This window comes from Mycobacterium sp. NGS41 (genome assembly GCF_059812725.1).
Window position 1 is genome coordinate 1 of record NZ_JCALDF010000050.1, and the last position, 22,950, is coordinate 22,950.

Genomic DNA, 22,950 nt, shown 5'->3' on the forward strand with positions numbered 1-22,950 from the left:
ACCCCCAACGACATGCTCCCTAGGAAATGACGTGTCGCAGATGCGATTGCATGGCGTGAGCTACACGCTGAGCAAGCTGGTGCATAGCAGAACGCCCTCGGTAGCCGCGTCAGGACAGCGCCGGCGCCGCGCGCGCCTGATATGCGGCCTCAGTGCAGCCGTTTTCGACGAACGGTTCCTTGTATCCGGCGACATACGCCTCGCTGCTGCTAGGTGAGGCAAGTTCAAGGAGGTACAACATGCCCAATCAAAATCCCGATGAGTCCGCAGATGCGCGGCTCGAACACTTCGACAACCCGGAATTGGGCAGCGGCGCGCGCGACACCGGAGAGGACACACCTGAACCCGGTGGAGAAGGCCGCCCAGTTGGAACCGTCGACGAAGACGCCAACCCCCCAACCAGCGATCCCACGGCCTCTGAAACCTACGGCGGCACCGGGGAATTGCCCCCGCAAGACACTGGAAGTGCTATGCCGCCCTACGAGGCCGCCAAGAAGCTGGCGAAGTAGCACAGAGTTCGCAAAGCGCCGGTGACGCGAACGCCGGTGGCGCCGCGGGTCCGGTCGCCGATCCGGACTACAAGTCAGCCAGCCCCGCAGATACACCAGGCGGTGCGGCGAAGTCTCCGGCCGATGAGCAGCCCGCTGCGCAGGCCCCAGAGTCGGACCGAGACGATGACAGCGTGGGGCCGGCGCATGTAGCGGGTACAGGGGGGGCGAGTCCAAGAGCTGAGAGTCAAGGACGGCCGTCGGTCATTGTCCGTACAGCCAGCCCGCCTCGCGCGCCATTGCTGCTGGTAAGCGGCATTAGCGGCGGTGCAATCCCCACAACGACACCTCTCGTTGTATGGCCGTCGCATGCCGTGTCGTGCTCCCACCATCGACCTCAATATCGTTGCGTTTCAATCCCATTCACGGCCATTCACGCGTGAACTCGGTGTGAGCCTTGTCTGAATGTGTTGTAACAGCGTCGCTTTCAAACCGCTTGGCGAAAAGCGGACGAGCCGCAGGCTCGTCCGGGGTGGTCTTTACTGTGGATTTGCATACCCCGGCCAGGGCCGCCGACCGCTTCTCCTGCGCCAAGAATCTTCCAAGCATCCTGTTGCACCCTACGCATTGTCGGCCACCACTACCGACCCCCGAGCATGATGGAGCACATTCGGCGACCGGCATACCCGCGAGTTTGGAAGGTTGGGCCGATGTGGGAGCAACTGTCACCGACGAAAAAGTTCTGGGTGGTCGCCAATGGCGTCTTGCCATTGGCGAGGTTGTCGTCGGCCTGGTTCTGCTGTTCAGTGGCGCAGGGGTGGGAGCCTTATTTCTTGCTCTGGGCGTCTACTTCGCCTATATGAACTATAGGGGTCCGGCCGCTACCGATAGCGACGCCGACTTTAAGAAATGCCCCGCCTGCGGCAAATTCACCCGTAAAGCTATTGTTTGCAGGCACTGTGGCCAAGACCTCAACCCATAGCGTGTCAGATACACCGTCGACCAAAGTTCACGAGAAACTGCCGACTACGTCAGATTCCCCGGCGACTGAAGCGCATGGGGAATTCACGATGGTGAGGTGTAACGGCCCTAAATAACGCACGCTCACGCGAAAATGTGGGCAACTTGTGGGCGCGGGGTGGGCACGACGCCTGATTCCGCCACCTCAACAAGTTTGCCAGACGTGCCCGAGCGGGCAGCTGCGTCTTTAGAAGTTCCAGTCCTCGTCTTCGGTGACGACGGCTTTGCCGATGACGTAGCTGGACCCCGACCCGGAGAAGAAGTCATGGTTCTCGTCGGCGTTGGGCGACAGCGCTGAGAGGATCGCGGGGTTCACGTCCGTTTCGTCGCGAGGGAACAATGCCTCGTAGCCAAGGTTCATCAGCGCCTTGTTCGCGTTGTACCGCAAGAACTTTTTGACGTCTTCGGTGAGCCCGACCTCGTCGTACAGGTCTTGGGTGTACTCGACCTCGTTGTCGTACAGATCGAACAGCAGCTCGTAGGTGTAGTCCTTGAGCTCGGCGCGCTTGGACTCGTCGACCAGCTGCAGGCCGCGCTGGAACTTGTAGCCGATGTAGTAGCCGTGTACGGCTTCGTCGCGGATGATCAGCCGGATCATGTCGGCGGTGTTGGTCAGCTTGGCCCTGCTCGACCAGTACATGGGCAGATAGAAGCCCGAGTAGAAAAGGAAGCTTTCCAGCAGCGTGGAGGCCACCTTGCGCTTCAGCGGCTCGTCGCCGCGGTAGTACTTGAGGACGATCTCGGCTTTGCGCTGCAGGTTGGGGTTCTCCTCCGACCAGCGGAACGCGTCGTCGATTTCGGCCGTCGAACACAGCGTGGAGAAGATCTGGCTGTAGCTCTTGGCGTGCACCGACTCCATGAACGCGATGTTCGTGTACACGGCTTCCTCGTGCGGAGTCAGCGCGTCCGGGATCAGGCTGACCGCGCCCACAGTCCCCTGGATGGTGTCCAGCATGGTCAGACCGGTGAAGACCCGCATGGTCAACTGCTTCTCACCGGCGTTCAACGTGCCCCACGACGGGATGTCGTTGGACACCGGCACCTTCTCGGGAAGCCAGAAATTTCCGGTCAGCCGGTCCCAGACTTCGGCATCCTTCTCGTCTTGCAGCCGGTTCCAGTTGATCGCCGAGACCCGGTCGATCAGCTTCATGTTTTCGGTCACCGAAACCCCACTTCACCTGCCGGATTGCGTTACGTACCTGGACCTCAAACACTACCCCTGGGGTCCGACAAGGCGGGGCAACACAAGAGGTTGTGTTTGCGTGTCGCGAAGGCACGCCCGGGCAAAGTGGCGCGAACAGACGCAAAAGCACCCAATTCGGCGCTGAACTGGGGGCTTTTGCGTCTGCTCGGCACCCTTAGCGGCCAACACGCCTAGCCGGCGGCCAGCACCCGGCGTCGATCGGTCTTTGAGCCTTTGCCGACTCCGTCGAACTGGTACTCGGCGGGCTTGACCCCGCGGGTGGCCCTCCAGTACTGCCAGGTGTAGCCGCCCCACAGCACGGTGTTCTTGCCGTGCTCGTCGAGGTACCAGCTGCTGCAGCCACCGCTGTTCCACACCGACTCGGACAGCTTGGCCTGCAGCTCGTCGTTGAACCGGTCCTGGGCCGCGCGCGTAGGGGCGAGCGCCTGGGCGCCCAGCTTCTCGCAGGTCGCGATCGCGTCGGCCACGTAGCGGATCTGGGATTCGATCATGAACACCACGGAGTTGTGCCCCAGGCCGGTATTCGGTCCCAGCAAGAAGAAGAGGTTGGGCATGTCCGCGACGGTGATCCCACGATGCGCACCGATGCCTTCGCGGTTCCAGCGGTCCACCAGATCCTCGCCGTTGCGGCCCTTGATCTGGACGTAGGTGTAGGAGTCGGTGACGTGGAAGCCGGTGGCGTAGACGATCACGTCAGCCTGGTGTTCGATTCCGTCAGCGGTGACGATCCCGTCGCGCGTGATTCGGCTGATGCCCTCGGTGATCAGCTGCGTCTTGGGGTCCGCGACGGCGCCATAGTAGGTGGATGAGTTCAGGATTCGCTTGCAACCGATGCGGTAGTGCGGCGTCAGCTTGCGACGCAGCTCGCGGTCCTTGACCGAGCGGCGGATGTTGTATTTGCAGTAGGCCTCGATGAACTTCAGCGCGTTCGGCCGCTTGGTCATGCCGTAGGCCAGCGCCTCCTGGGCCCAGTAGAGGCCGAGACGCACCAGCGCCCGCAGCCCCGGCACAGTGGCCATCGCCCGGCGCAGCGCAATCGGGATGTCTGGGTTGGAGCGCGGCACCACCCAGGGCGGAGTGCGTTGGTAGAGCTGTAGTTCGGAGACCTGCCCTACGATCTCGGGCACGATCTGAATCGCGCTGGCGCCCGTCCCGATGATCGCCACCCGCTTGCCGGTCACGTCGACGCTGTGGTCCCACTCCGCGGAATGGAATGCGGGGCCGGCGAATTCGTCACGACCGTCAATGTCGGGAAGGGACGGAATGTGCAACGCGCCGGCCCCCGAGACCAGGAACTGAGCGACGTATTCCCGCCCGTCGGCGGTGAACACGTGCCATCGGTATTCGTCCTCGTCCCAGTGCCCGCGGTCGACCAGGGAGTTGAACTCGATGTAGCGGCGCAGGCCGTATTTCTCGGTGATGCCCTTGAGGTAGTCCCAGATCTCCGGCTGATAGGAGAACGGGTTCTTCCAGTCCGGCTTCGGTTCGAAGGAGAACGAGTACAGGTGCGACGGGATGTCGCACGCGCAGCCGGGGTAGCTGTTGTCCCGCCAGGTGCCGCCGATGTCGTCGGCCTTCTCCAAGATGACGAAGTCGACCCCCTGCCGCTGCAGGGCGATGGCCATACCGAGGCCGGAGAACCCGGTCCCGATGATCACGACGCGGGTGTGCACCGGCTTGTGGTTTTGGCTGTGCGTCGACTCCGCTTCGGTCACGGGAATCGCGGTATCAGTCATTGGCTGGTCCTTCTTATTGAGGCCTGTGTCGGCTGGGGCGTTTGCTGGCGCGTCTGGTGGCTGGAGACGCCTGGCCGTGCAATTACCGAACAAATACCCAGTACCCAGGGTATCGGTTAGGACGAGTGTTATCGATGGTCGTGACGATGTCAACGCCTGCCAATGCTGATCAACGCCGCCTGTTGCTCAGCTCACGGCGGGGTTGCTCGGTACCACGCTGTGGATAGGTTGGTCAGGATCCATGGTGATGCCGAGCGTCTCGGCGGTCCCGACGATGACTCCCATCATGATCGTCGTCAGATGTGCGACGAACTGGTCAGACGGCATGCGCCGCGGGCTGTCGGGCTCCGGGCCCAGCCACCACTCGGTAGCCGACGCGGCCGATCCGAAGGCAGCGAACGCCGCGAGTTCCAGCGCATCGCGGCTCAACTCCATCTCGCGCAGCTCGTTGTCGAACATCTCGGCTATGGCTAGCGTGATCTCCCGGCCTTCGTTCAGCGTGCGCACCGCCGCCTCGGACTGGGCCATGAAGCGGCCCTGGATGAAGACCCGCAGCACATTGGGGTACTTGTCGACAAGGTTGGCGTACTCTTCGACGCTGCGGCGGATAACCTCGCGGGCCGAGTCGCGGGCCAGGTCGATGTTCGGGAAAATCGCTCCCCACAGCATGTCGCGCAGGCGTTCCCCGATCGCCTCGAACAGGTCGGACTTGTCGTGGAAGTGGCGGTAGATCTTGGGCTTGGCGGTGCCTGCCTCCTCGGCGATTTCCCGCACGCTCACATCGGGGCCCAGGCGTTCGATTGCGCGGAACGCAGCCTCGACGATTTCGCCGCGCACCTTCTTGCGGTGTTCACGCCAGCGTTCGCTGCGCGCGTCGACCTTCACTCCTGGCTTCGCGCTGGAGTGGTGCGGTCTAGAAGGTCGAGGCATTCTCACCACGTCAAGCACCTTACCGCGCTACGGCTGCCGACCTGGGCAGACTGGCGCGGCGCAACCGGATGCCTCCGTCGCCGAACGTGTACTCAGCGCGAAATCCCGCACACTTTTTCGCAGTGAGTGCACGCTCGGCGAGTGCCTTAGATGGGTATTCGCGCCCCAACCGCCACGGGTGCATGATCAACCCCATGCAGACAGCGGGAGCCGGTCGAGATCGGGAGGTCGAGGTGCCAGTCGAACTGCTAAGCGCCCTCGACGAACTCACCGAACGGCTCCCCGGCATCGACGTCGGCACTGCCTGGACGGACGGTGCGCGCTGGGCTGCGCGGCTCAGCGCAAGTCGAAAGCGGATCGCCCGAGGAGACCCGTACGGGATCAAAGACCTGCTGTCGGCTTTCGGCGGAATGGGCAGCTTCAACGACCTCTGTCTCGACGATGAACTCGGCCGGCTCCGGTCCCGTGTCGCCGCCATCGCCTCTCAGACGGCTCGGCAGCTTGGAATCCGCGACTGATGAAACGGCCGTTCCATACCACTGAACTGCGCCGAAGCCGAACTCACAGCATGCAGGACACGCAGCCCTCGACCTCGGTCCCTTCCAGTGCCATCTGGCGCAGCCGGATGTAGTACAGCGTCTTGATTCCCTTGCGCCAGGCGTAGATCTGCGCCTTGTTCACGTCGCGGGTGGTGGCGGTGTCCTTGAAGAACAACGTCAACGAAAGCCCTTGGTCCACATGCTGAGTGGCCGCCGCGTAGGTGTCGATGATCTTCTCGTAACCGATTTCGTAGGCGTCCTGGTAGTACTCCAGGTTGTCGTTGGTCATGTAAGGCGCCGGATAGTAGACGCGCCCGATCTTGCCTTCCTTGCGGATCTCGACCTTCGACACGATCGGGTGGATCGACGATGTCGAATGGTTGATGTAGGAGATCGACCCGGTCGGCGGCACCGCCTGCAGGTTCTGGTTGTAGATGCCGTGCGCCTGTACCGACTCCTTCAGCCGGCCCCAATCTTCCTGCGTCGGGATGCGGATCTCTGCGTCCGCGAACAGCTGACGCACCTTCTCGGTCTTGGGCTCCCAGGTCTGGTCGATGTACTTGTCGAAGAACTCCCCCGACGCGTACTTGGACCGCTCGAAGCCCTTGAAGTGCGCGCCCCGTTCGATCGCGATGCGGTTGGAGGCGCGCAGCGCGTGATACAGGACCGTATAGAAGTAGATGTTGGTGAAGTCGACGCCTTCTTCGGAGCCGTAGAAGACGCCCTCGCGGGCCAGGTAGCCGTGCAGGTTCATCTGCCCCAGCCCGATGGCATGGGAGTCGTTGTTGCCCTGCTCGATTGAGGGCACCGACGTGATGTGGGTCTGGTCGCTCACCGCGGTCAGCGCGCGGATCGCCACCTCAATTGTCTGGGCGAAGTCCGGTGAGTCCATCGTCTTGGCGACGTTCAGCGACCCCAGGTTGCACGAAATGTCTTTGCCCACTTTGGCATACGACAGGTCGTCGTTGAACACCGACGGCGTGGACACCTGCAGGATCTCCGAGCACAGGTTCGAGTGCGTGATCTTGCCGTCGATCGGGTTGGCGCGGTTCACCGTGTCCTCGAACATGATGTACGGGTAGCCGGACTCGAACTGCAGCTCGGCGAGCGTCTGGAAGAACTCCCGCGCCTTGATCTTCGTCTTGCGGATACGCGCGTCGTCGACCATTTCGTAGTACTTCTCCGTCACCGAGATGTCGGCGAACGGCAGGCCGTAGACCCGCTCGACGTCATAAGGCGAGAACAAGTACATGTCGTCGTTGCGTTTGGCCAGCTCGAAGGTGATGTCCGGAATCACCACGCCGAGCGACAGCGTCTTGATCCGGATCTTCTCGTCGGCGTTCTCACGCTTGGTGTCCAGGAAACGGTAGATGTCGGGGTGATGGGCGTTCAGGTAGACGGCGCCGGCGCCCTGGCGCGCCCCCAGCTGGTTGGCGTAGGAGAACGAGTCCTCGAGCAGCTTCATGATCGGGATGACGCCCGACGACTGATTCTCGATGTTCTTGATCGGCGCGCCATGCTCACGAATGTTGGTCAGCAGCAGCGCAACTCCCCCACCGCGCTTCGACAGCTGCAACGCCGAGTTGATCGACCGTCCGATCGACTCCATATTGTCCTCGATGCGAAGGAGGAAGCAGCTCACTGGCTCACCGCGTTGCTTCTTGCCCGAATTCAAGAATGTCGGCGTGGCCGGCTGGAACCGGCCGTCGATGATCTCGTCGACCAACTTCTCGGCCAGCCCGGTGTCACCAGACGCCAAGGTGAGCGCCACCATGACCACCCGGTCCTCGAAGCGCTCCAAATAGCGCTTCCCGTCGAATGTCTTCAGCGTGTAGGACGTGTAGTACTTGAACGCCCCGAGAAACGTCGGGAACCGGAACTTCTTGGCGTAGGCGCGGTCCAGCAACGTCTTGACGAAGTTGCGCGAGTACTGGTCGAGAACCTCACGCTCGTAGTAGTTCTCGCGGATCAGGTAGTCGAGCTTCTCGTCCTGATTGTGAAAGAAGACGGTGTTCTGGTTGACGTGCTGCAGAAAGTACTGATGGGCGGCTTCCCGGTCCTTGTCGAACTGAATCTTGCCGTCCGCGTCGTACAGATTCAGCATCGCGTTGAGCGCGTGGTAATCCGTTTCGTCGGGCAGCCCGTGGGTGGACGCGGTTACAGGCTCTGCAGTGACGGTTGGGGGCACGTCTGTTCCTTCCAGAAGTCAGCCAGGCCCGCGCGGACGGCGTCGACGTCGTCGGCGGTTCCCATCAGTTCGAATCGATAGAGGTATGGGACGCCGCACTTGCGGGAGACCACGTTGCCCGCATAGGCGAATTCGGCGCCGAAATTGTTGTTGCCCGCAGCGATGACGCCGCGGATCAACGACCGGTTGTGCTCGTTGTTCAAGAAGGCGATGACTTGCTTGGGGACGTAGCCACCGGCATTTGTTTCTAGGTCGAGGTGCGGGTCAGCGCGCCCGCCGCCGTACGTGGGCAGTATCAGCACGTACGGGTCGTCGACCTCGATGCGGCCGTGCAGCGGTATCCGCGTGGCGGGAACACCCAGCTTCTGGACGAAGCGATGGGTGTTCTCCGACACGCTGGAGAAGTAGACCAGTGACGATCGCAAGCGCGGCGCAAGCGGGTCGCCACTCATCCAACCTGGGTTGCGCGACTGCACCGCAACCTCCTAACCAATCGTCTGCCGCTTAGGCGCTCAGCGCGGCCGTTGCGAGCGCCTTGATCCGATCCGGCCGGAAACCCGACCAGTGGTCGTTTCCTGCCACCACGACGGGAGCCTGCAGATACCCCAGCGCCATCACGTAGTCCCGCGCCTCGGAGTCGAGGGTGATGTCGACCGCGTCGTAGGCGATGCCTTGCTTGTCCAGCGCCTTGTAGGTGGCGCTGCACTGAACACATGCGGGCTTGGTGTAGACGGTGATGCTCATCGCGGATGCCGCTCCTTTGCGGAAGGTGGGGACAGTAACGAACTGGCAACTACTCGGGTGATGCGTCTGCGCTGTATTCAGCGGCCCGTCAAGCCCCAAAATTCCCGTTTTTCGGCCGTCGTGCCGAAGCTAATGCTTCGACATCTCCGAGCCGATTCCGGGAGGTCCACCAGGCCTGGCTGGCTCGGTGATCCTGGGTTCTGCCGGCGCTGGAAACACTACACCTAGTGGGTGACAAGTTGTCGAGATACAAGATCTTCTGAATAACATTCCTGAAATTCCCTGGTCGTGAGCCGTGTGTCGCGTGGCGCCCGGCGTGTCGCAGATCACAACAGCCGTCGCCCGTGCCCATACGCTCCGGTATATCAGGGGCCACCGACAAGTGCTGGCGTGAGCGTCGTTCGCGCCGTCCGCACGGCGGCCTCCAGCAAAGCCGACGGGGATGCCGCTGTCAGCCGATTTCGGCGGCGAGTTTGCCGACCACGTCGCGCACATTCGCCACGAGCTCGGCATTCTCCGCGGCGGCGTTTCCGCCCAGCGTTTGGAAGGGCACCGAGAGCTTGATCGCGTCGACCACGCGCGCGCCGGCGATGCCGAACGACTTGCGGGTCTCGTCGTGGGCCCACACCCCGCCATAGCGGCCCAGCGACCCGCCGATGACGGCCAACGGCTTGTCCTTCAACGCGCCAGCCCCGAAGGGGCGCGAGAGCCAGTCGATCGCGTTCTTCACGACCGCGGGGATGCTGCCGTTGTACTCCGGGGTTACCACCAGGGCCGCGTCGGCATCGGCCGCCGCGGCGCGCAGTGCGGCCACCGGGGCAGGTGGCTGCTCGACTTCGGCATTCATCGCGGAGTCGATGTCCTCGTTGTAGAACGGCAGCTCGCCCAGCCCTTCGAAGACGGTGACGGTGACGCCCTCCGGAGCGACCGCCGCGGCCAGCTCGGCGATCTGGCGGTTGATCGACGCCGCGCGCAGGCTGCCCACTAGCGCCAAGACCTTGATGTCGGACATGTCGTTCCCTTCACTTGTGATCTATATCTTTGCACGACGGAACCGGACTATAGTCCGGTTTATTCCATCCGCGTTACAGTGCAGGGGTGAGCGAGCGGTTGGGCGAGTTGCCGGTGTCCGCTCCGCAGGACCTGACACCAGAACCTGCACAAGAGAGAAGTGACGCAGCACGCAATCGGGCGCTGCTGCTCGAGGCTGCCCGCGCCCTGGTCGCCAAGCGCGGCGCCGACGCCGTCACGATGGACGACATCGCCGCGGCCGCCGGCGTCGGCAAGGGCACACTGTTCCGCCGCTTCGGCAGCCGGGCGGGTCTGATGATGGTGCTTCTCGACGAGGACGAACGGGCCAGTCAGCAGGCCTTCCTGTTCGGGCCGCCGCCGCTGGGACCCGACACACCGCCGCTGGACCGGCTGGCGGCGTTCGGCCGGGAACGCATGTGCTTCGTCCACGCTCACCATGCGCTGCTGTCGGCGGCCCACCGCGACCCGCAGACCCGCTATGGGGCCGGGGCTGCCGCGGTGAACCGGACGCACGTGCGGGTGTTGCTGCAGTCGGCGCACACCAGCGGTGACCTCGACGCACAGACCGACGCTTTGCTGGCCCTCCTCGACGTCGACTACGTCGAGCACCAGCTCAACCACGGCGGTCACACCCTCGAGACGCTGGGCAAGGCATGGGAGAGTCTGGCGCGCAAGCTTTGCGGGCGGTGAGTCCGGAAATGGCCACGCCTGCACCGCTCTGGATCCTGCACGTGGACCTCGACCAGTTCCTGGCGTCCGTCGAACTGCGCCGCCACCCCGAACTGGACGGGCTTCCGGTCATCGTGGGCGGCAACGGCGATCCGAACGAACCCCGCAAGGTCGTGACCTGCGCCTCATACGAAGCCCGCGAGTTCGGCGTGCGCGCGGGAATGCCGCTGCGCCAGGCAGCCCGCCGCTGCCCGGACGCCACATTCCTGGCGTCCGACCCAGCCGCCTACGACGAAGCGTCCGGCCAGGTGATGGGGTTGCTGCGCGATCTCGGACACCCAGTCGAAGTGTGGGGCTGGGACGAGGCCTACGTCGGGGTGGCCGCCCCTGCCGATCCCGCCGAAGTCGCCGAACAGATCCGCACCGTCGTCTCAACCGAAACCGGGCTGTCCTGCTCGGTAGGCATCAGCGACAACAAACAGCGCGCCAAGGTCGCCACCGGCTTCGCGAAACCGGCCGGGGTCTTTGCCCTCACCGACGCGAACTGGATGACGTTGATGGCGGATCGTCCGGTCAACGCGCTATGGGGCGTCGGCCCACAGACGGCGAAAAAGCTTGCCGCCCTGGGGATCACGACCGTCTGGCAGCTTGCCCACAGCGACGCCGAGGTGCTGACGGCCACGTTTGGTGCGCGCACCGGACTTTCGCTGTTGCTGCTCGCCAAGGGTGGCGGCGACACCGACGTCAGCGCCGAGCCATGGGTGCCGCGCTCGCGCAGCCACGTCGTCACGTTTCCGCGCGACCTCACCGAACGAGCCGAAATGGACTCGGCGATAACGGAACTGGCCCGTCGCGCGCTCGACGACGTAGTCGCAGAGGGGCGGATCGTGACGCGGGTCGCGGTGACCGTGCGCACCGCGACGTTCTACACCCGCACCAAGATCCGCAAGCTGGCGATGCCCAGCACCGATTCCGACGTCATCGTCGCGGCTGCACTACACGTCCTGGACCTGTTCGAGCTGGACCGGCCGATCCGGTTGCTGGGTGTCCGGCTGGAACTCGAGATGCCTAACAGTGGCGATCGCAAGCGCGGCGCAGCCGGGCGCAGCGGGTCGCCACCATAGGGAGTAGTGGCGATCGCAAGCGCGGCGCAGCGGGCGCGGCGGGTCGCCACCATAGGGAGTAGTGGCGATCGCAAGCGCGGCGCAGCCGGGCGCAGCGGGTCGCCACCATAGGGACTGCTAACGTCGCGCCGGACTGGGCCGAAGCGCGCGCGTGAACACCACGTTCACCTGCCGCATCGCCACACTGTAGGGCCACCACGCCAGCCGCTTGAATGCATACAACGCCCGGATGTCCGGCGACGTGTAGATCAGGTATCTGTTCTTGGCGACGCCGGACAGGATCTTCTCGGCCGCCCTCTCCGGCGACACGGCGTGACCGCTGAATCGGTCGATCCACCGGCTGACGTCGGGGTCTTCGCGATCCACGCCTGCGATTTCCACCGTGTTGACCAGCGGAGTCTTCACCGCGCCGGGCACCACCACCGACACCCCGATGCGGTGCCGGGCCAGGTCGAAGCGCAGCACTTCGGAAAGCCCGCGCAGTCCGTACTTACTGGCGCTGTAGGCGGCGTGCCAGGGCAGCGCGACCAGGCCGGCCGCCGACGAAACATTGACCAGATGCCCGCCGCGGCCGGCCGCCACCATCGGCGGGAGGAACGCCTCGATCACGTGGATCGGGCCCATCAGGTTGATCGAGACCATCCTGCTCCACTGGTCGTGGGTGAGGCGGTCAACGGTCCCCCAGGCCGAGACGCCCGCGATGTTCATCACGACGTCCATGCTGGGGTGGGCGGCATGGATGTCAGCCGCGAACGCGGCCACCTGGTCGTAGTCGGAGACGTCCAAGGCGCGGTGCTCGGGCACCTCCGCGCCCAGCGCGCGTGCGTCGGATACGGTCTGCGCCAAGCCGTCGGCGTCGCGGTCGGTCAGATACAACTCGGCGCCCTGGGCCGCCAGCCGCAATACGGTGGCTCGGCCTATCCCACTGGCCGCACCGGTGACAAAACACCGCTTTCCTGAGAAGTACCGCCCCTTGAACTGCTGAGCCGTCTGAACCATGCCGGTGACGATACCGGCGGTAACAACTACGTCTTGGGCGAACCGCCCCATAGCGCGGTGAGCCACAACTGTTCGAGCACCCGCACGCGGCGGTCCAGGTCGCTGTCGCGGCCGACCAGGAGATGGTCGCCGGTCAACATCAATGCGGTGGTGCCCGCTAGGGTGCGGATGAGCGTCGGCAGGTCGTCACTGATCGGGTTGGCGGTTCCGGCTTTCACCTCGGTGTCGACGACGGCGACGATCTCCCGCAGCACCACCTGAAACTGCTGCTCGAGAATGTCGCGGATCTCGATGTCGGTGTGGCGAGCGGTATTACAGGCCATCATCACCGGATCGTTGTGTGCGTAGACGGCCGCGGCACTGCCGACCATCCGCTTGGCGAACTGCTCCGGTGACTCGTCCGGTTGACGCGGGGCGAAATACTGCGTGCGCTCTTCGAGTTCTTCAGCCGCCTCGGCCAGTATCTGCGCGAGCGCCGAGTACTTGGAGTCGAAATAGAAGTAGAAACCCGATCTGGCCACGCCGGCTCGCTGGCTGATGGTGCTGACCGACAGTTCGGCGAACGGCCTTTCCTCCACTAGCTCCCGCACCGCCTGCAGGATCGCTTGTCTCTGCTTGTCACCGCGCCGGCGCATTGCCGGCATGGCCTCCCGATTGGCGGCTTGGTGATTGGCGGCGCTATTCACCCTGGATCACATCCTGACCTTGCACCACCACACCCGAAAAGCAAACTTGACAGGCGTCAAGTTTATCCGAAGTATGAATAATTAGTGACACCGCTCACCAGTAGCGGACCCGCAAAGGAGCGTTAATGGTCGCCACCATCAGCACCCCGCAATACCTGCTGGACCAGGCGCGGCGCCGGTTCACGCCGTCGATCAACAACTTTCCCGGCATGGGACTGGTGGAACGCAGACTGCTGAGCACGGAGTTTCCGGAGAAAAAGCTCGCCGAGCCGCCGGAGGGCAGCGGGCTCAAGCCGGTTCTCGGCGACGCGGGGCTGCCGATCATCGGCCACATCATCGAGATGTTGCGCGGTGGGCCGGACTACGTGTTGCACCTGTACCGGACCAAGGGGCCCGTCGTATTCGGCGATTCTCCGGTGCTGCCGGGTGTCGCTGCGCTAGGCCCGGACGCCGCGCAGATCATCTACTCCAACCGCAATAAGGACTACTCCCAACAAGGCTGGGTGCCGGTGATCGGGCCGTTCTTCCACCGGGGACTGATGTTGCTCGACTTCGACGAGCACATGTTCCACCGGCGGATCATGCAGGAGGCCTTCATCCGCTCGCGGCTGGTCAGCTACGTCGAGCAGATGGACGAGGTGGTATCGCAGGTGGTCGCCAACGACTGGGTGGCCAACGATGCGCGCTTCCTGCTCTATCCGGCGATGAAGGAGCTCACCCTCGACATCGCCTCGATGGTGTTCATGGGTCACGAGCCCGGCACCGACCACGAGCTGGTCACCAAGGTCAACAAGGCATTCACCGTCACCACCCGCGCCGGCAACGCGGTCATCCGCACCAGTGTTCCGCCGTTCACCTGGTGGCGCGGCCTCAAGGCGCGCGAACTGCTGGAAAACTACTTCCGCGAGCGAGTCAAGGAACAACGCGGCAAGCAGGGCAACGACCTGCTGTCGGTGTTGTGCCACACCGAAGATGAGGACGGCAACAAGTTTTCCGACGAGGACATCGTCAACCACATGATCTTCTTGATGATGGCCGCCCACGACACGTCGACGTCGACCGCGACGACGATGGCCTACCACCTCGCCGCCCACCCGGAGTGGCAGCAGCGCTGCCGTGACGAATCCGACCGCCTGGGCGACGGTCCGCTCGACATCGAGTCGCTGGAAAAGCTGGAGTCACTCGACCTGGTCATGGATGAGTCGATACGGATTGTGACGCCGGTGCAGTGGGCGATGCGGCAAACGGTGCGCGACACCGACCTGCTGGGTTACTTCATCCCCAAGGGCACCAACGTCATCGCGTATCCCGGGATGAATCACCGGTTGCCGGAGTTGTGGACGGACCCGCTGAAGTTCGATCCGGAGCGGTTCACCGAGCCGCGCAGCGAGCACAAACGACACCGCTATGCGTTCTCGCCGTTCGGCGGCGGCGCGCACAAGTGCATCGGAATGGTGTTCGGGCGGCTGGAGGTCAAGACGATAATGCATCGCCTGCTGCGGAAATACCGGCTGGAATTGCCGCGGCCCGGTTACCAGCCGCGCTGGGACTACGGCGGCATGCCGATCCCGATGGACGGCATGCCGATCGTGCTGCGTCCGCTGTAATCTCGCGAGCAGTCGCAAAAGCCCCCAATTTCGTTGCGAAATAGGGGCTTTGCGACTGCTCGCCGTAAGGAGGTAAGCATGGCAGTGGTGCGATCCGGGCTGCGCCTTAGGCGCAACGCCCTGAAAAGCGCCGGCAGGCGTGCCCGCAGAACCAGCCCGTCCCCAATTACGCCGGATTGGACGCCACGTCCGGCGACATACGGCGTAGGCGTCCGGCACAACGTCGCGGTGCCGATGAGCGACGGCATCGTGCTGCGTGCCGACATCCACTACCCCACCGTTCCGGAGACCGGACAGCCCGCGACCGGTCCATTCCCCGTGCTGCTGTCGATCACGCCGTATGGCAAGAAGGCACCGCCGCCGGCGGCGCAGATCGGCGGTGGCGCCACTCCCTACCTGGTCAAACGTGGCTATATCGAGGTGATGGTCGACGTTCGCGGGACCGGCGCGTCCGCCGGTTCCTTCGAGATGTTCGGCGATCGCCAGACGCAGGACGGCGTAGAGCTGGTGAATTGGGCTGCCACGCTGCCCAACTCCAGCGGCCGCGTCGGCATGTTCGGGATCTCCTACCTGGCGATCAATCAACTGTTCACCGCGGCCGCGGTCGGCGCGGACTCCCCGCTGAAAGCGATCTTTCCGGTGATGGCGGCCCGCGATTTCTACCGCGACGCCGCCGCGATGGGCGGGGTGTCACACCTGCGCACGGTGCGCGCTTACGGGGCCACCTACACCCTGCTCAACGTGGTCAACCCGACCTTGGAGCTGCTCACCCGCGGCGGTCACACGCGACCGCGTTCCGGTGGCTTCTCCGCGGTCCGGCAGCGCGGACGCGCCCAGCGACAGTACTTTCGCCCGCTGATCGCCGATGCGTTGGCCGGCGGCGAGACCGCGTGCGACGGGCCGTTTTGGGACGCAATGCGGCCGGCCATGGTCTTGCCCAAAATCGCCGCCAACGGCGTCGCGGTATTCCTCGTCGGGGGATGGCACGACGCATTTCAGCGCGGGGCTCCGCTGAACTACGCGGCGTTGCAGAACGCTATCGCCGGCCGGCCGGACGAGGCGCCGATGCAGCCCGGCCAGCCGCTATCCGATCGGGTGCGGCTGATCATGGGCCCCTGGTACCACGTCTCGGATTTCGGCGGCTTGCACCTCAACGCGCTGCAGCTGCGTTGGTTCGACCACTGGCTCAACGACCAACCCGCCGCAGCCATGTCGGGTTCGCCGTTCGTCTTCCAAGCGATTGGGAGCACCCGGTGGTACCGCACCGACACCTATCCGCTGTCCGAGGCGACGCCCACCCGCTACTACCTGTCCGACCCGGGCCGCCTGAGCCCCGACAGCTCACCGGACACCACCATGGCGACTCTCGACTACCTGGCCAGGGGTCCAGTGTCGGGCCGCAGCCTGGAGCAGTGGACATTGGGCATGAACAGTTACATGTCGACCCGCCGGGGCCGGGCCATTCGCTACGACCAGGACAACCGGCGCCTGCAACGCGGAGCACTGACCTACACCACGGAGCCGTTCACCAACGCGCGGCTGGTGGCCGGACCGATCACGCTGACCGTCCACGCGACGGCTACCACGACCGAGACAATGTGGGTCGCGCATCTGGATGACGTTGCTCCCGACGGGGCCAGCCGCCCACTCACCCAGGGAGCGTTACTCGGTTCGCATCGGGCGCTGGACCCCGAGCGCACCTGGTATCTGCCCGACGGCACCGTGCTGAGGCCGCATCACTTCAGCACCCGCTCGGCCGCGCTGCCCGTCGTCCCGGGCGAGCTCACCCGCTACGACGTGGAGATCTTCCCGACGGCCGCGCTGATCGCGCCCGGTCACCGGCTGCGCCTTACAGTCACCACCTACGACTTTCCGCATCTGGTGCCCACCAAGCCCGCCCGTCGCGCCCTCGCCGGCGGTCGCTACCGACTGCATCAAGGTGGCCCTACCCCGTCGCATCTCGTCATCCCGCTGGCCGATCCGGACGCGCTTTAACTGGCGAGCAGACGCAAAAGCACCCGAAATCCTGGCGTGTCGCGTGCTTTTGCGTCTGCTCGGCACACTTAGGTGAGCAGTCGGTTGGCGCAGGCGATCACTGCGCGCAGCGCGGACTGCGTCGGATCGTCCGACCAGCCCATCGCCCACTGCGCCCGGTTCCCGTTTGTGCCGCAGATGAAGGTCGCGATATCCCCGCCAGACCGCAGCTGGTGGAACTTCAACGTCTCGATCTTGATGCCGCGACCGTGCAGCATCGCGGTGAGCGCCGCGATCGGTCCGCTCGCCGAGGCCGTCGCGCTGCTGATCCGATCGCCGACGGCGATCATGGCCCGGAAATGGCGGGCCTGCGGGCCCAGCCGGCCGGCGGGCCGCTCGTCGGTGCAGGCCCAATGGCGCAGCCGCAGCGGGCCTGCGGTGTGGCCGTAGGTCGCGACGAAGCTGTCCCACGACATTGCTTCGGCGTGCTCGCGTAGACCGCGCGGCAACGCGGCGCCGAAATGGTCGCCGAACCACGCGTTGGCGCCGCACTGACACGCGTCGGCGCTCAGGGAGGGAAAAAGAGCTGTCATTGTGCCGGTCTTCTCTGGTCAAAAGGAGTGACCGACGGCAGTAGCTTCCGACCCACAGCGGGGGGTCGGTCTGGATCAGACCCCGCTGCGGGTACTGGCTACTACGGCACGCTTAAGAAGACGCACGAGGCCCGACAGTAGTTCGCGTGCGCGGGTGGGGCAAGTTCATTTGCTCGGAACCGCGCTGACTACGAACCCTGAGAGACCTCCTGAAGGGCTTCGTTGAGCAGGTCGCGCACCTCGTCGGCGATCTCGCTCAGCCCCGACTCTTTGGTCACGTCGACCATCAATTTGGGGTCCATCGCGTCGACGATCACCGAATCGGGTGCGTCCGGATCCTTACGGACAACAACATTGCACGGCAGCAACACGCCGATGGGCCGGTAGACATTGACCGCCTTGTGAGCGAACGACGGATTGCATGCGCCCAGGATCAGGTAGTCCTCCATGTCTTCCCCGAGCTTTGCTTTCAGGGTCGCCTTCATGTCGATCTCGGTCAGCACGCCGAAGCCTTGCCGGGCAAGCGCTTTCCGGGTCCGCTCGACGGCGTCGTCGAACGTGGTGTGCAGTGTCGTCGATAGCGAAACACCCATTGTCTTGTCCCTTCTCGCCGGAAGCCGCTGAATCCAGCGCGAGAGCGGGCCCTCCTGACCGAGCGGCTGCGTTATCCGGTAGGCCCAGGCGACGGTTCGAACCGAAGATACGCCTGGATAGTGGTGCCGCTCGCGGTGGTGTAGGTGCGTACCAAATCCGCCGTGGCGTTGACCAAAAACAGTCCGCGGCTGGCCGAGCCCTCGGCGCCCGGTGGTCGGCGTCCGGTCAGCGGGTCGTCGAAGGGTCCGCTGTCGCGCGCCTCACAGACCAGATGGTCGTCGTGTCGCCAGAAGGCCAGCTGACAAGACCCGCGGGTGTACATCAAGCTGTTGGTGGCCAACTCCGTGGCGATCAACTGCAGATCCTCGGCGCCGTCCCGGGACAGCCCGACCCAGTCGGCGTAGTCGACCGCGAAAGATCGCGCCGGCCGCAGGTCGGCGCCCTCTCGGACGATGTAGGTGACGGCTCCCGGATGAGCAGGCAGCGGCTGGTTGCAGCGGGCCAGCACCTCGTCGGGCGCGTAGTCGGCGCTGCGATGCGCCGATCCGCTGCTCCACAGCGTGGGATGTGTGGCGCGCGCGACCGCCAGAACATCCGCGTCGAGCCGGCTTGCGTCGTAGAGGCACAACTGTGTAACCGGGTAGGCCGCTAGATCTGCGTTGACCAAAGCCTCGTGCTGCGCGCAGGCAAGGTGTTCATCGGTGCTACGACCGGGCCAGACGACTTGGCTGACGATCCGCACCCGCCGATCCGGGTATTCCGCGGCGAAGGAAGTCGCCAGTGCCAGAAGCCGGCTGGGATTTCGGGCCACCTCGGCGATATCGGTCATCCGCAGATCGGCCGGCAGTCCGTCGCAGGCGCGCCACAGATGGCCGGCCAGCAGAGCCAACTCGTCGCCCGGCACCGCTACCAGCACCGGCTCATCCATCGTCAGGCCTTCGACGACGAAACCCACCACGACATCCACGTACTCACGCTGAGAGTGGTACTGCAGCGCGGAGTGGACGAAGCCTCGTTGCTCGGTTTCCATTCGCTCCAGGCTCAATGTCATCTCAGCGTCCCCGCCCTTGGTATATACCGGCGCCACGCTGGACCGGCACTTGCTGAGGCAAATACCCCAAGCGGGCGTTTCATATACGTGATTCTGCTTATCCCGCCAGGAATCACATTTGCCCGCCGCCCGCCGACGCGCTCACACGTGCTACAGCCACCACGACGCCGCGGCGTCCAGATGGCGGCGGATGCGGTGGCGGGCCAGGCTATCGTCACCGGCGACGATCGCATCGAGAATCCGTGCGTGAGCGTGCTCGACGGCGACGACGTCGCCCCAGCTAGGTAGCGCCTGCCCGGTGCTGGCCCAGTGCCGGCGGAACAATTCGACGATTATCCGCAGGAAGAGGTCCAGCACCGCGTTGCCGGCCAGTTGCGACAGTCCGCCGTGGAATCGGTATTCCTCGACGGCGGCCGTGCTGACATCGTTTCCGGTGTTTGCGGCTGTGGCCGAGCCGGGCGCGACGTTTCGCGACCGGTCGAGGGTCGCGAGGAAGGTCGCCACCTCGGATTCGCTGCGCCGCTTGCCGACTCCGGTGACCATCTCGGTGACCTTCGAGACATTGTCGATCTCGATGGCGTCCCGGAGGCAGCGCAAGTCCTCGCGGCTCGGCTTGCGGTACTGCAAGTAGAGCGCAATGGTGTCGATGCTGGCCTGCGCCTGGGGTTTCGTGATGATCAGCCCGCCGCCGGGTCCGCGGCGCATCTGCGCGATGGTATGGAACTCCAGCAACCGCACCGCTTCGCGAAACACCGCGCGGCTCACCCGATAACGTTCCAGCAAGGCCGTCTCGGTCCCGAAAACTGAACCGACCTGCCAGCCGCCGGCGGCGATCTCGTCGCCGATGGTGGCTGCCAGTACCTCCGCCAGCTTTTCGCGCGGTGCCTCGACATGGGCAGCCCGGCGTGGCTTGTTCGCCTGCGCTGTGCTGGCGGAGGCCTTCTTCCTGTCATGGTGGCTTTGCAGCCATGCGGTCACCGCTTGCACGTGTTGCTCGGTGAGCGTCTTGGCCCCCGCGAAATCGCCGGCGGTGACGGCGGCAGCGATCGCGGTGTGGTCGTGGTGCACCCGGTCGATCCCTTCGACGGCCACGCCGGCCGTGCGGCCGCCCGAGTCCCGCAGGTAGCGCCGGGTCAGGCGCATCAATACGTCGATGAACAGCTGCAGGACGGGATTTTTCGACTGCTCGGCGAGCGCGACGTGGAATTCGTCGCGCGGCGTGGGCTGGCCCGGCTTCCAGTGTGCTTCCGTTTGCAGTACCGCTCGCAGGCGCTCGATCCCGGCTTCGTCGATATGTTCGGCGGCAAGAGAGGCCGCCAGCGGCTCAAGCACCAGCCGCGCGTTGAGCAGTTCGGCGATCGTGGTGCCCAGGTACTCGAGGTAGATGACGACGGCGCGGGTCGCCGGACCGGCGTCCGGCTCGCAGATCAGCAGCCCGCCGTTGGGTCCGCGCCGCATCCGCGCGACCTGGTGGTGTTCGACGAGGCGAACTGCTTCCCGCAGCACCGACCGGCTCACGCCATAGCGCTGTTGCAGCGATTGTTCGGATCCCAGCGATTCTCCCACCGTCCAGCCGCGGCGAACGATGTCCGCCTCGATGCGGCGGGCGACCCGCGAAGCTCGTTTATCCGCTCGGTCGGTGACCGGCTGGACACTCAATTGCGTTCTCCCGCAGACTGTCTCAGCATGTGAGCAGCATGCATCCAGCGACGGGGCCGCCGCCGACGGAAACGACGCCGACCTCCGGACGTTGTGACACCTGCCGCTCCCCTGCCTCGCCGCGTAGCTGCAAGCAACCCTCGTGCAGCGCCCAGTAACCATGCATGCGGCCCGCCGACAGTTGGCCGCCATAGGTATTGAGCGGCAGTTGACCGTCGCGGGCAATGCGCACACCGCCGTCGACGAACGGGCCGGACTCGCCGTCGCCGCAAACCCCGAGGGCTTCCAGCCACGCAAGGCTGAGATAAGTAAACCCGTCGTACAATTCGGCGACGCCGAGGTCGGCAGGCTTCAACGCCGTTCGCGACCACATCTGGGCCGTCGCATCCGACATGGCCATCTTGGGATAGTCGTCGCGGTGGAACCACCCGCCGGCGCCGTCGGACCCGCCGATCGCCTCCACCGCCACCACGCGGTGCGGACAGTCAGGCGCGTGCTCGGCGTTCGATACCACCACGGCAATCGAGCCGTCGATGGGGACGTCGCAGTCCAGCAGCCCGAAGGGCGTCGACACCAACCGTGCGTCCAGATAATCGGCCATCGTCATCGGGTCGCGGTAGACCGCAAGGGGATTCAGCGCGGCGTTACGCCTGCCGTTGAGCGCCACCCAGCCCAACTGCTCTTTGGTGGTTCCGTACAACTCCATGTGACGACGGCAGTTCAGCGCCAGCCAGTTCGCCGCGGAATAAGCCTGGGCCGCAACAAGATCGTTGACGTCGTCCATCGCACCGACTGCCGGACGTGCGGCGCCCTCGGGGGTCTCAAACATGCGCGCAAGGGGCGGGGCGGGAGCATTCTCTTCCTGTTTCACCGGTACGGTGCCACCGAGCATCTGAATCGTCCGGTAGATCACCACATGGCGGGCCCGTCGCTCCGCGACCGCACGGCACGCCGACATCACCGGGCTGAGCAGGCCACCGGTGCCGAATCCGCTTCCGCAATCCGCGGCTTCGATGTGCAGGGCGGCAGTGACTTCGCCCGGCGGAGTATCACCGAGGGTCGCGATGCCGTCTACGTCGGCGGCGGCCAGACCCGCGTCCTCGATGGCGGCGCGCACCGCCTCCATGGTCAGTTCGAGTCCCGGAATGCCGGTACGACGGCCGATCCGCGAGATGCCGATGCCGGATATGATCGCGTCTTTTTCGAAATAGCTCATCTGCACCCGTCCGTGAGACCAAAGCCCGCCACATGCGCGAAAACAAATAGAGTGTACTGTATTGGTCGTGTCAGCCGAGTCGGCCTCTCCCTCTCACCAATTGCTTGTCGAACACTGCGACGCCTGCGCGCGCTGGGTGCATCCTCCCGCCGGCGAGTGCCGCGATTGCGGGGGGCCGTTGGTGGCGCGCCCGGTATCGGGACACGGCACGGTGTTCACCTACACCGTCAACCACCACCCCTACAACCCCGAGATCCCGACGCCGTATGTGATCGCCATCGTCGAGCTCGCCGAACAGAGTGGGCTTCGGGTCGCCGCGAATATCGTTGGCTGCGAACCCGATTCGGTGAAGTGCGGGATGTCCGTGGATGCCCGGCCGGAGCGGGGCGCCGGCGGCGCGCCGTTGTTCGCGCCGGTGTAGGCGCGAACAGACGCAAAAGCCCCCCGACACGCCGAGCGTGTGGGAGCTTTTGCGTCTGCTCGCCAACTTGCTTTATTGTCCCTCGCACACCTGCGTGGCTGTGCATACTGTTCCCCAACGATCAATCCGGCCCGGCCGGATGGGGCTCCTGCTCACCGGCATGCCGGGCGCTTTGCAGGGTCCACAATTCGAGCTTCGAGAAAGGGCGCTCGCATATATGAACACGTTCCATTTGATGATTCCGGGTGACGCCTATGTCCGTTTCGGGTCGGTGTCGGCTGTTGTTCTGATTATTTTGGGGGCCGTCGCCGGCTGGGTCTACCTGGATGCGAAGGAGCAGGCGCGGCGCGGGAACCCCGTTGTCTACTCGGCCAATTCGTTCAAGCTGAGCACCCCGGTGCGATGGTCTGTGTGCTGCCTGCTGTTGGCGGAGCTGTTCCTTCCGCTGTACTTTGACAGCCGCAGCGCAGGCTGAG

The 22,950-nt window shown here is 64.6% G+C and carries 24 protein-coding genes; 9 read left to right on the forward strand and 15 right to left on the reverse strand.

The genetic code is table 11. The annotated features are described in order from the left end of the window. Positions 1-109: 109 nt before the first annotated feature. Positions 110-241: a hypothetical protein gene (locus tag AC5Y21_RS25050; protein ID WP_499916676.1), complete on the reverse strand. Its 132-nt coding sequence runs from the start codon at positions 239-241 to the stop codon at positions 110-112. On the opposite strand from AC5Y21_RS25050, the gene AC5Y21_RS25055 reads away from it, so the two are divergent. Both AC5Y21_RS25055 and AC5Y21_RS25060 read left to right on the forward strand, forming a co-directional pair. Further along, positions 240-509, forward strand: a complete 270-nt coding sequence (locus tag AC5Y21_RS25055; protein WP_499916678.1) for a hypothetical protein — start codon at positions 240-242, stop codon at positions 507-509. The genes AC5Y21_RS25050 and AC5Y21_RS25055 overlap by 2 nt on opposite strands. Positions 510-1,200: 691 nt before the next feature. Next, complete coding sequence (locus tag AC5Y21_RS25060) at positions 1,201-1,470, forward strand: zinc ribbon domain-containing protein (protein WP_499916680.1); 270 nt, start codon at positions 1,201-1,203, stop codon at positions 1,468-1,470. A gap of 225 nt (positions 1,471-1,695) precedes the next feature. Here the strand turns inward: AC5Y21_RS25060 and nrdF are convergent, their stop codons facing one another. The 3 genes from nrdF to AC5Y21_RS25075 form a co-directional block, all read right to left on the reverse strand. Then, positions 1,696-2,670: a class 1b ribonucleoside-diphosphate reductase subunit beta gene (gene nrdF, locus AC5Y21_RS25065; RefSeq protein WP_499916682.1), complete on the reverse strand. Its 975-nt coding sequence runs from the start codon at positions 2,668-2,670 to the stop codon at positions 1,696-1,698. 212 nt (positions 2,671-2,882) lie between these two features. Continuing rightward, complete coding sequence (locus AC5Y21_RS25070) at positions 2,883-4,448, reverse strand: flavin-containing monooxygenase (protein ID WP_499916683.1); 1,566 nt, start codon at positions 4,446-4,448, stop codon at positions 2,883-2,885. A 186-nt stretch (positions 4,449-4,634) separates the two neighbouring features. After that, positions 4,635-5,387: a TetR/AcrR family transcriptional regulator gene (locus AC5Y21_RS25075; protein ID WP_499916685.1), complete on the reverse strand. Its 753-nt coding sequence runs from the start codon at positions 5,385-5,387 to the stop codon at positions 4,635-4,637. Positions 5,388-5,572: 185 nt separating this feature from the next. Here AC5Y21_RS25075 and AC5Y21_RS25080 point away from each other — a divergent pair, with 185 nt between their 5' ends. Then, on the forward strand, positions 5,573-5,896 hold the full coding sequence (locus tag AC5Y21_RS25080) for a DUF6966 domain-containing protein (protein ID WP_499916688.1): 324 nt from the start codon (positions 5,573-5,575) through the stop codon (positions 5,894-5,896). Positions 5,897-5,939: 43 nt separating this feature from the next. Here AC5Y21_RS25080 and nrdE read toward each other — a convergent pair whose 3' ends face one another. The 4 genes from nrdE to AC5Y21_RS25100 form a co-directional block, all read right to left on the reverse strand. After that, positions 5,940-8,105 carry a class 1b ribonucleoside-diphosphate reductase subunit alpha gene (nrdE, locus tag AC5Y21_RS25085; RefSeq protein ID WP_499916690.1) on the reverse strand — a complete coding sequence of 722 codons (2,166 nt, stop codon included), beginning with the start codon at positions 8,103-8,105 and terminating at the stop codon, positions 5,940-5,942. Next, positions 8,075-8,557: a class Ib ribonucleoside-diphosphate reductase assembly flavoprotein NrdI gene (gene nrdI, locus AC5Y21_RS25090; RefSeq protein ID WP_499916692.1), complete on the reverse strand. Its 483-nt coding sequence runs from the start codon at positions 8,555-8,557 to the stop codon at positions 8,075-8,077. The genes nrdE and nrdI overlap by 31 nt, the downstream gene beginning before the upstream one ends. A gap of 52 nt (positions 8,558-8,609) precedes the next feature. Further along, positions 8,610-8,849, reverse strand: a complete 240-nt coding sequence (locus AC5Y21_RS25095) for a redoxin NrdH (protein ID WP_499916694.1) — start codon at positions 8,847-8,849, stop codon at positions 8,610-8,612. A 451-nt stretch (positions 8,850-9,300) separates the two neighbouring features. Continuing rightward, positions 9,301-9,861: an NAD(P)H-dependent oxidoreductase gene (locus tag AC5Y21_RS25100; RefSeq protein WP_499916696.1), complete on the reverse strand. Its 561-nt coding sequence runs from the start codon at positions 9,859-9,861 to the stop codon at positions 9,301-9,303. 86 nt (positions 9,862-9,947) lie between these two features. Here AC5Y21_RS25100 and AC5Y21_RS25105 point away from each other — a divergent pair, with 86 nt between their 5' ends. Both AC5Y21_RS25105 and AC5Y21_RS25110 read left to right on the forward strand, forming a co-directional pair. Next, the gene (locus tag AC5Y21_RS25105; RefSeq protein WP_499916698.1) at positions 9,948-10,571 is read left to right on the forward strand and encodes a TetR/AcrR family transcriptional regulator; all 624 of its coding nucleotides are present in this window, start codon (positions 9,948-9,950) and stop codon (positions 10,569-10,571) included. A gap of 8 nt (positions 10,572-10,579) precedes the next feature. Continuing rightward, positions 10,580-11,674, forward strand: a complete 1,095-nt coding sequence (locus AC5Y21_RS25110) for a DNA polymerase IV (protein WP_499916700.1) — start codon at positions 10,580-10,582, stop codon at positions 11,672-11,674. Between the two features lie 117 nt (positions 11,675-11,791). Here the strand turns inward: AC5Y21_RS25110 and AC5Y21_RS25115 are convergent, their stop codons facing one another. Together AC5Y21_RS25115 and AC5Y21_RS25120 are read right to left on the reverse strand one after the other, a co-directional pair. Then, positions 11,792-12,673 carry an SDR family oxidoreductase gene (locus tag AC5Y21_RS25115; protein ID WP_499916702.1) on the reverse strand — a complete coding sequence of 294 codons (882 nt, stop codon included), beginning with the start codon at positions 12,671-12,673 and terminating at the stop codon, positions 11,792-11,794. A 26-nt stretch (positions 12,674-12,699) separates the two neighbouring features. Beyond that, positions 12,700-13,317 carry a TetR/AcrR family transcriptional regulator gene (locus AC5Y21_RS25120; protein WP_499916720.1) on the reverse strand — a complete coding sequence of 206 codons (618 nt, stop codon included), beginning with the start codon at positions 13,315-13,317 and terminating at the stop codon, positions 12,700-12,702. Between the two features lie 167 nt (positions 13,318-13,484). Between AC5Y21_RS25120 and AC5Y21_RS25125 the strand changes: the two genes are divergently transcribed. Both AC5Y21_RS25125 and AC5Y21_RS25130 read left to right on the forward strand, forming a co-directional pair. After that, the gene (locus AC5Y21_RS25125) at positions 13,485-14,966 is read left to right on the forward strand and encodes a cytochrome P450 (protein ID WP_499916704.1); all 1,482 of its coding nucleotides are present in this window, start codon (positions 13,485-13,487) and stop codon (positions 14,964-14,966) included. Positions 14,967-15,200: 234 nt separating this feature from the next. Next, positions 15,201-16,961: a CocE/NonD family hydrolase gene (locus tag AC5Y21_RS25130; RefSeq protein WP_499916721.1), complete on the forward strand. Its 1,761-nt coding sequence runs from the start codon at positions 15,201-15,203 to the stop codon at positions 16,959-16,961. A gap of 68 nt (positions 16,962-17,029) precedes the next feature. Here the strand turns inward: AC5Y21_RS25130 and AC5Y21_RS25135 are convergent, their stop codons facing one another. The 5 genes from AC5Y21_RS25135 to AC5Y21_RS25155 form a co-directional block, all read right to left on the reverse strand. Next, positions 17,030-17,533 (reverse strand): homocitrate synthase, encoded by a 504-nt coding sequence (locus AC5Y21_RS25135; protein WP_499916706.1) that lies wholly within the window; start codon positions 17,531-17,533, stop codon positions 17,030-17,032. Between the two features lie 188 nt (positions 17,534-17,721). Beyond that, positions 17,722-18,126 (reverse strand): DUF302 domain-containing protein, encoded by a 405-nt coding sequence (locus AC5Y21_RS25140; RefSeq protein ID WP_499916708.1) that lies wholly within the window; start codon positions 18,124-18,126, stop codon positions 17,722-17,724. Between the two features lie 71 nt (positions 18,127-18,197). Beyond that, positions 18,198-19,178 carry an anti-sigma factor RsbA family regulatory protein gene (locus AC5Y21_RS25145; protein ID WP_499916710.1) on the reverse strand — a complete coding sequence of 327 codons (981 nt, stop codon included), beginning with the start codon at positions 19,176-19,178 and terminating at the stop codon, positions 18,198-18,200. Between the two features lie 150 nt (positions 19,179-19,328). Beyond that, positions 19,329-20,837, reverse strand: coding sequence for a FadR/GntR family transcriptional regulator (locus AC5Y21_RS25150; RefSeq protein WP_499916712.1), 1,509 nt, complete (start codon positions 20,835-20,837; stop codon positions 19,329-19,331). Between the two features lie 22 nt (positions 20,838-20,859). Next, a complete protein-coding gene (locus AC5Y21_RS25155; RefSeq protein WP_499916714.1) occupies positions 20,860-22,053 on the reverse strand; it encodes a thiolase family protein in 1,194 nt (397 codons plus the stop codon). A gap of 67 nt (positions 22,054-22,120) precedes the next feature. Between AC5Y21_RS25155 and AC5Y21_RS25160 the strand changes: the two genes are divergently transcribed. Further along, positions 22,121-22,474, forward strand: coding sequence for a Zn-ribbon domain-containing OB-fold protein (locus tag AC5Y21_RS25160; RefSeq protein WP_499916716.1), 354 nt, complete (start codon positions 22,121-22,123; stop codon positions 22,472-22,474). A 37-nt stretch (positions 22,475-22,511) separates the two neighbouring features. Beyond that, complete coding sequence (locus AC5Y21_RS25165) at positions 22,512-22,949, forward strand: hypothetical protein (protein ID WP_499916718.1); 438 nt, start codon at positions 22,512-22,514, stop codon at positions 22,947-22,949. The last annotated feature ends 1 nt before the right edge of the window (position 22,950 follow it).

Bases quoted from the DNA above. Each gene is read 5' to 3' on its own strand.
- AC5Y21_RS25135 (WP_499916706.1), bottom strand. From the start codon at position 17,533: ATGACAGCTCTTTTTCCCTCCCTGAGCGCCGACGCGTGTCAGTGCGGC.
- AC5Y21_RS25115 (WP_499916702.1), bottom strand. From the start codon at position 12,673: ATGGTTCAGACGGCTCAGCAGTTCAAGGGGCGGTACTTCTCAGGAAAG.
- AC5Y21_RS25095 (WP_499916694.1), bottom strand. From the start codon at position 8,849: ATGAGCATCACCGTCTACACCAAGCCCGCATGTGTTCAGTGCAGCGCC.
- AC5Y21_RS25130 (WP_499916721.1), top strand. From the start codon at position 15,201: ATGAGCGACGGCATCGTGCTGCGTGCCGACATCCACTACCCCACCGTT.
- AC5Y21_RS25050 (WP_499916676.1), bottom strand. From the start codon at position 241: ATGTTGTACCTCCTTGAACTTGCCTCACCTAGCAGCAGCGAGGCGTAT.
- AC5Y21_RS25110 (WP_499916700.1), top strand. From the start codon at position 10,580: ATGGCCACGCCTGCACCGCTCTGGATCCTGCACGTGGACCTCGACCAG.
- AC5Y21_RS25140 (WP_499916708.1), bottom strand. From the start codon at position 18,126: ATGGGTGTTTCGCTATCGACGACACTGCACACCACGTTCGACGACGCC.
- AC5Y21_RS25145 (WP_499916710.1), bottom strand. From the start codon at position 19,178: ATGACATTGAGCCTGGAGCGAATGGAAACCGAGCAACGAGGCTTCGTC.
- AC5Y21_RS25120 (WP_499916720.1), bottom strand. From the start codon at position 13,317: ATGCCGGCAATGCGCCGGCGCGGTGACAAGCAGAGACAAGCGATCCTG.
- AC5Y21_RS25055 (WP_499916678.1), top strand. From the start codon at position 240: ATGCCCAATCAAAATCCCGATGAGTCCGCAGATGCGCGGCTCGAACAC.
- AC5Y21_RS25100 (WP_499916696.1), bottom strand. From the start codon at position 9,861: ATGTCCGACATCAAGGTCTTGGCGCTAGTGGGCAGCCTGCGCGCGGCG.
- AC5Y21_RS25070 (WP_499916683.1), bottom strand. From the start codon at position 4,448: ATGACTGATACCGCGATTCCCGTGACCGAAGCGGAGTCGACGCACAGC.
- AC5Y21_RS25080 (WP_499916688.1), top strand. From the start codon at position 5,573: ATGCAGACAGCGGGAGCCGGTCGAGATCGGGAGGTCGAGGTGCCAGTC.
- nrdI (WP_499916692.1), bottom strand. From the start codon at position 8,557: ATGAGTGGCGACCCGCTTGCGCCGCGCTTGCGATCGTCACTGGTCTAC.
- AC5Y21_RS25155 (WP_499916714.1), bottom strand. From the start codon at position 22,053: ATGAGCTATTTCGAAAAAGACGCGATCATATCCGGCATCGGCATCTCG.
- AC5Y21_RS25125 (WP_499916704.1), top strand. From the start codon at position 13,485: ATGGTCGCCACCATCAGCACCCCGCAATACCTGCTGGACCAGGCGCGG.